This window comes from bacterium (genome assembly GCA_013360215.1).
GTDB lineage: Bacteria > CLD3 > CLD3 > SB21 > SB21 > JABWCP01.
Window position 1 is genome coordinate 62,219 of sequence record JABWCP010000015.1, and the last position, 6,323, is coordinate 68,541.

Consider the following 6,323-nt stretch of genomic DNA (forward strand, 5'->3'; position numbering starts at 1 on the left):
TTATTCTATTTTACAATTCGCCCTACCGCATTATACTCAAATCCGAGTGCTTTTATTTCTTTTGGATCGAATATGTTTCTGCAATCAACAATCTTAGCCGATTTTAGCAGTGTTTTCGCTTTGACCAAATCCAACTCGCGAAACTCATTCCACTCCGTCACGATCACCATACAGTCAGCACCTTGCACGGCTTCAAAAGCATCTTTAGCATAATACATCGTCGGGAAAAATTTCTGCGCTTGTTCCATAGCTACGGGATCATAAGCTTTCACAACGCCGCCTTCTTTGGTGATTTCTTCCATGATCACAAGCGATGTGGCTTCACGGATGTCGTCGGTATTAGGTTTGAACGCAATACCCAGCACCGCGATGGTTTTACCTTTAAAATTACCGCCGACCATTTTTCTGATTTTTTCAACCATGAGCATTTTTTGGTAATCATTCGCCTGAATGGCGGCATTGACAACAAGGTTTTGAACCCCAACCTCTTCGGCTGTTTTGGCTAACGCCATGGTATCTTTAGGAAAACAAGAACCGCCGAAACCGCCACCGGCATGGAGAAATTTCGGACTGATACGGCCATCCAATCCCATCGCTTTGGCAACAACCTTTACATCAGCACCGATCTTTTCGCAAATATTGGCGATTTCATTAATAAACGAAATTTTTACGGCCAGAAATGCATTCGATGCATATTTGATCATTTCGGATGATTCGACATTGGTCACGACCATCGGCGTCTCATTGATATAAAGCGCCCGATACACTGTTTTCATCACCTCTGTCGCACGATCGCTGTTGCTCCCTATGACCACACGATCCGGTCTTAAGAAATCACTGACCGCAGAACCTTCGCGTAAAAATTCGGGATTGGATACCACGTCAAATTCGGCACCTTTGGGGGCATGCTCGGAAAGAATCTTCCTGACTTTTTCACCCGTACCCGCAGGAACCGTACTCTTGGTGACTACAACTTTATAGCCGTTTAAGTTTTTTGCAATAGTTTCGGCGACTTTGAAAACAATACTCAAATCGGCGTCCCCCTTAGGTCCGGGTGGCGTACCTACCGCGATAAAAATGACTTCGGACTCTTTGATAGACTGCGCCACGTCATTGGAAAAAAACAAACGTTTTTTCTCAACATTGCGATCCACCACTTCCTTAAGGCCCGGCTCATAAATCGGTATAACACCTTGATTGAGTTTATCAATTTTTTCTTTATCAATATCGGCGCATATGACGTTGTTGCCAAAATCGGCTAAACACGCACCGGATACCAGGCCAACATAACCGGTTCCTACCACGCATATCTTTTTCACAGTAATACCTCTAGATTATTGGATTCCGTTATTTTTTATTCTTTGCAAAGCCTCTTTAGCGGCTTGCTGTTCTGCTTCTTTTTTGGATAACCCTCTGCCGCATCCTAGTATGGTATCTTTAACGGCTACTTGGATGGTAAACTCTTTTTGATGTTCGGGCCCTGTTTCGCTGACGACGATATACTGCGGAATACCGAGATCTTTGCCTTGGGTATATTCCAGTAAATCGCCCTTAAAATTGGAATTCATTTCGCTCTGCAAAATACGCTCGGTATCGCAAAGCAGCGTATCCAAAACAAATTTACGCGCCGTATGATACCCGTGGTCCAGATAAACCGCTGCGATGAGCGCTTCAAAAACATCCGATAATATAGATGAACGCGAACGACCACCCGAGCGCTCTTCACCATCGCTCATCACTATAAACTGACCCAGTCCCAAGGCTTCGGCTTTATGCGCTAACGTCTTTTTATTGACTAAGTGCGATTTCCCTTTCGTCAAAAAGCCTTCATCGGATTCGGGGTATTTCTGAAAAAGAAATTCCGCCGTGATCGTACTGAGTATCGCATCACCGAGAAACTCCATGCGTTCATACGACGAAAAGTGTTTCTCATTACTCACATTTAAGAAAGAACGATGTTTGAGTGCTTGAATATATAACTTCGGATTCTCAATCCGAACACCTAAAACACGCGATAAATCCTGAAGCCGTAATCCGTTATCAGGTAAAAAACCATCGGCTTGTTCGGGACCCCAAGCGCGCCGAAAAAAACGGATTATCCCATTAAACCAGCCGCCATGTACTGCATGCTCTTGTGAAGTCCCCGGTGACATACAGATTACGGTTTATACTTCGTTACGGCAATACACGTATTGTGTCCGCCAAACCCAAAGGTATTACTCAGCGCTACGTCCACGTTACGTTGAACGGCTTTGTTAGGCACGTAATTCAGATCACACGCCGGATCCGATACTTCATAATTGATCGTCGGCGGAATCCACCCGTTTTTCACGGCCAATGTGGTCGCGATAAATTCGATGCCGCCGGCCGCACCAAGCAAGTGTCCCGTCATGGATTTGGTCGAACTGACCAGTAACTTATACGCATGATCGCCGAAAACGGTCTTGATCGCGGCACTTTCGTTTTTATCATTGTATTCGGTGGATGTACCATGCGCATTGATGTAACCAACTTCTTCGGCCTTCACACCCGCGTCCTTGCACGCGATCGCCATAGCACGTGCAGCACCTTCGCCGCCTTCAGCCGGTGCCGTGATATGGTACGCATCGTCGGTATAGCCGATACCGGCCATTTCTCCGTAGATCGTAGCACCGCGTTTGAGTGCGTGCTCAAGTTCTTCGAGCACCACAATGCCGGCGCCTTCTCCGATCACAAATCCGTCGCGTTCTTTGTCGAAAGGACGGCTCGCGTGCATCGGATCATCATTGCGGGTGGACAGTGCTTTGAGGGCATTAAACCCTGCAACACCCATACGACAAATACCCGCCTCTGCACCACCGCACACCATCGCGTCGGCATCACCGCGTTGGATCAAAATAAATGCATCACCGATGGCATGACTGCCTGTAGCACACGCCGACACCGTCGCGTAATTCGGCCCCTTGAGACCGTGCTGTATGGCTACCTGACCCGGCGCAATATCTATGATCATCATTGGAATAAAGAACGGGCTGACACGTCCGGGCCCTTTGGCCATGTACGTTTCAAACTGTTCCTCAAACGTCTGAAATCCGCCAATACCGGAACCGATCACACAACCGATACGATTGGCATCCAAATTTTTTACATCCAGCTTGGCATCTTCAATCGCCATTTTTGATGCCGCTACGGCAAATTGGCAAAAGCGATCCATACGGCGTGCTTCTTTTTTATCCGTATAGAGCGACGGGTCAAAATTCTTTACTTCTGCCGCAAACTTGGTAACGTGATCTTTCGCATCAAATAGTGTTATCGGTCCGACACCGTTGCGTCCTTCCAGTAATCCTTTCCAGAATTCTTCAACCGTATTGCCGATCGGCGTCACAGCGCCCATACCGGTGATCACTACTCTGCGTTTACTCATAGTCGCTCCTTACATTGGCGATGAATGTTAAAAAATTACCTCTCGTAGCGTGATACCGCAAAAAAGGCCACCGTACAAATCGGCATGAATCTTAAGCGGATACGATACAAGTTTGATAAAAAAAGGCTAATCCGCCGAATAACTGAATATCCGACGCATTAGCCCATCAATAATTCGCTTATTTACCGAGACGATTTACAAGATAATCAATCGTCGAACCCACCGTCGTGAGTTTGGCGGCTTCATCTTCCGGGATTTTGTCGCCGAGGCTGAAAGAATCTTCAAATTCCATCACCAGCTCTACTTGATCCAGCGAGTCCGCACCGAGATCTTCTACATACGAAGCTTCCGGTTTTACTTCGGCTTCCGTAACACCGAGTTTTTTAACGATAATCTCGGTTACTTTTTTCGTGATTTCTTCACGTGTCATGGTTTTTCTCCTTTTTGAAGAGTTGTTGTTTAGGTATATATTCTAAAGTTCACTCCAACATCATTATCGGATTACACGCCCGCCGTCCACTTGGATGACCTGACCGGTCATATAGGAAGCTTCATCCGACGCTAAAAACTTCACTGCATGGGCGACTTCTTCTGCGCTGCCCGGGCGACCAAGCGGAATGTATTTTAATATTTCCGCGACGACCGATTCGGAAAAATCTTTCGTCATATCGGTTTTGATATAACCCGGAGCAACGGAATTTACCGTTATGCCGTACGGTGCCAATTCCTTTGCGCTGGCCATCATTAATCCGTCAATCCCCGCTTTGGATGCAACATAGTTGGCTTGAAACGGATTCCCACCGAGCGCTACCACCGAAGACATATGTATGATGCGCCCGTACCGCTGCTTCATCATGATCTTCGCCGCATATTTGGAACAGAAGAAAGCGCTTTTCAGATTGTTTTCGATGACCCAGTTCCATTCCTGTTCATCCATGCGCACCATCAAGCTATTCTTAAATACTCCGGCATTGTTAACCAAAATATCCAACCGACCAAATGCCTCCGTCGCCTTGTGTATCAGTGCCTCCGCCTCCGTTGCAACAGATACATCGGCCACACAGGATACAAACTTTCCCGAAAATCCTAAGGCATTCAATTCATCCGTCGTTTGTTGAACCCGTTCGGAAGTTTTTCCGTTGATCACAACCGATGCGCCGTGTTTCAAAAACTCTACGGCGATAGCTTTACCGATTCCGCGGGAGGAGCCGGTCACTACGGCAATTCGATTCGTCAAAGAACACATGGCGTTCGCCTTTGCTTATGCACAATAAAGGCAACGTTATATTACAAATTTAGCTAATTCATCGGCTTTTCCGATGCATTCGCAGGATACACTTTTATCAATGCGCTTGATCAATCCCTGCAAAACATTACCGGGACCGATTTCAAAAAACTTAGTTGCACCGTCGGCGATCATACGCGTTACGGATTCTTGCCAGCGCACCGCACCTGTGATTTGTTCTACCAGCAAAGGCTGTACACGCTGAGCATCCGTCGTGGGTTCCGCCGATACATTGGCATACACCGGTAAACGCGCATCACTCAGTGTTATCGTTTTAAGTTTGTTCTGCACTTCAGCACGTGCCGGTTCCATCAAAGGTGAATGGAAAGCGCCGCTCACGACTAGCTCTTTTACCATACGAACGCCTTGGGCCTTGGCCATTTCCATAGCTTTCTGCACGCCGGCTACGGAACCGGAAATCACAATCTGTCCGGGGCTGTTAAAATTGGCACACTGCACGACGCCTGCTTCGCTGCTGGCGGTTTTGCAAATAGACACCAGCGGTTCAGGTTCCATACCGATAACGGCCGCCATCGTGCCTTTATTGATTTCACCCGCAAGTTGCATCGCTTCGGCTCGTACTTTGACAACGGCTAAAGCATCTTCAAAGGTTAGCACACCGGCGGCAACCAAAGCGGAATATTCGCCCAAACTGTGCCCCGCCGTCATATGAAATGTCACTTTATCCGTTCCAAACTTCTCACGCAGGACTTCCAGTAATGCCACGCTATGCACAAAAATCGCTGGCTGTGTAATGCGCGTTTGTTTCAGCGCATCTTCCGGCCCTTCAAAACAAATTTTCGAAAAATCAGGACCGATAATTCGGTTGGCCGTTTCATACATAGCTTTGACAGTCGGAAATAGATCGTACAAATCTTTACCCATACCGACATACTGTGAACCCTGCCCGGGAAATACAAAAGCGATTTTACTCATACGATTTTTATTTATTTATTATTTTTATCCATGACAGTACAAGCCGACGGATTCGTCACATTCCGCTAATTATTAATACGCCCAGCGCAACAAAATACTGCTGCATGTAAATCCGCCGCCGAATGCAGCGATCACGACCAAGTCATTTTTCTTCAGACGACCATTGCTGACCGACTCCGATAAGGCAATCGGAATGGTGCCGGCCGTGGTATTACCGAAACGATCAATATTAATCACAACTTTACTCTCATCCAATCCCATACGATTGGCCGCACTATCTATAATACGCTTATTGGCTTGATGGGGCACAAAAAGCGCTACGTCTTTACCGGTATAACCGTTTCGTTCGACGATCAACGCAGACGCTTCGCTCATACCTTTGACGGCATATTGATATACATTTTTCCCATCCTGAAAAACATAATGCATCTTTTTGTCAACCGTTTCATGTGAAGGCGGATTAAGGCTGCCGCCGCCGGGCATATTAAGATACTGCGCCCCGTTACCATCTACGGTGTTATAATAATCTAAAATACCGATCGTATCTTCTTCAGAACGCTCAAGTAAAACGGCGCCAGCTCCGTCGCCGAACAATATACAGGTATTGCGATCGGTATAATCAATGATCGAACTCATTTTATCGGCGCCCACGACGATTACTTTTTTGGCCGTACCGGATTCGATAAATTGAGTGCCCGA

General features: G+C 46.8%; 7 protein-coding genes. All 7 read right to left on the reverse strand.

The window, feature by feature from the left end:
* Positions 1-5: 5 nt before the first annotated feature.
* Entirely contained in the window at positions 6-1,319 is a 1,314-nt protein-coding gene (locus tag HUU58_10580; protein NUN46116.1) for a UDP-glucose/GDP-mannose dehydrogenase family protein, read from the reverse strand.
* A 15-nt stretch (positions 1,320-1,334) separates the two neighbouring features.
* Positions 1,335-2,153, reverse strand: coding sequence for a ribonuclease III (gene rnc / locus HUU58_10585; GenBank protein ID NUN46117.1), 819 nt, complete (start codon positions 2,151-2,153; stop codon positions 1,335-1,337).
* Positions 2,154-2,158: 5 nt separating this feature from the next.
* Positions 2,159-3,403, reverse strand: a complete 1,245-nt coding sequence (fabF, locus tag HUU58_10590) for a beta-ketoacyl-ACP synthase II (GenBank protein ID NUN46118.1) — start codon at positions 3,401-3,403, stop codon at positions 2,159-2,161.
* A gap of 178 nt (positions 3,404-3,581) precedes the next feature.
* On the reverse strand, positions 3,582-3,833 hold the full coding sequence (acpP, locus tag HUU58_10595) for an acyl carrier protein (GenBank protein ID NUN46119.1): 252 nt from the start codon (positions 3,831-3,833) through the stop codon (positions 3,582-3,584).
* 63 nt (positions 3,834-3,896) lie between these two features.
* Entirely contained in the window at positions 3,897-4,649 is a 753-nt protein-coding gene (locus HUU58_10600; GenBank protein ID NUN46120.1) for a 3-oxoacyl-ACP reductase FabG, read from the reverse strand.
* A 36-nt stretch (positions 4,650-4,685) separates the two neighbouring features.
* The gene (gene fabD, locus HUU58_10605) at positions 4,686-5,624 is read right to left on the reverse strand and encodes an ACP S-malonyltransferase (protein NUN46121.1); all 939 of its coding nucleotides are present in this window, start codon (positions 5,622-5,624) and stop codon (positions 4,686-4,688) included.
* 72 nt (positions 5,625-5,696) lie between these two features.
* Positions 5,697-6,323 (reverse strand): 3-oxoacyl-ACP synthase (locus tag HUU58_10610; GenBank protein NUN46122.1); only part of this gene is annotated, 627 nt, incomplete at its 5' end.

Excerpts from the sequence above, each read along its gene's own strand:
- HUU58_10600 (NUN46120.1), bottom strand. The coding sequence starts at position 4,649 with ATGTGTTCTTTGACGAATCGAATTGCCGTAGTGACCGGCTCCTCCCGC.
- fabD (NUN46121.1), bottom strand. The coding sequence starts at position 5,624 with ATGAGTAAAATCGCTTTTGTATTTCCCGGGCAGGGTTCACAGTATGTC.
- fabF (NUN46118.1), bottom strand. The coding sequence starts at position 3,403 with ATGAGTAAACGCAGAGTAGTGATCACCGGTATGGGCGCTGTGACGCCG.
- acpP (NUN46119.1), bottom strand. The coding sequence starts at position 3,833 with ATGACACGTGAAGAAATCACGAAAAAAGTAACCGAGATTATCGTTAAA.
- rnc (NUN46117.1), bottom strand. The coding sequence starts at position 2,153 with ATGTCACCGGGGACTTCACAAGAGCATGCAGTACATGGCGGCTGGTTT.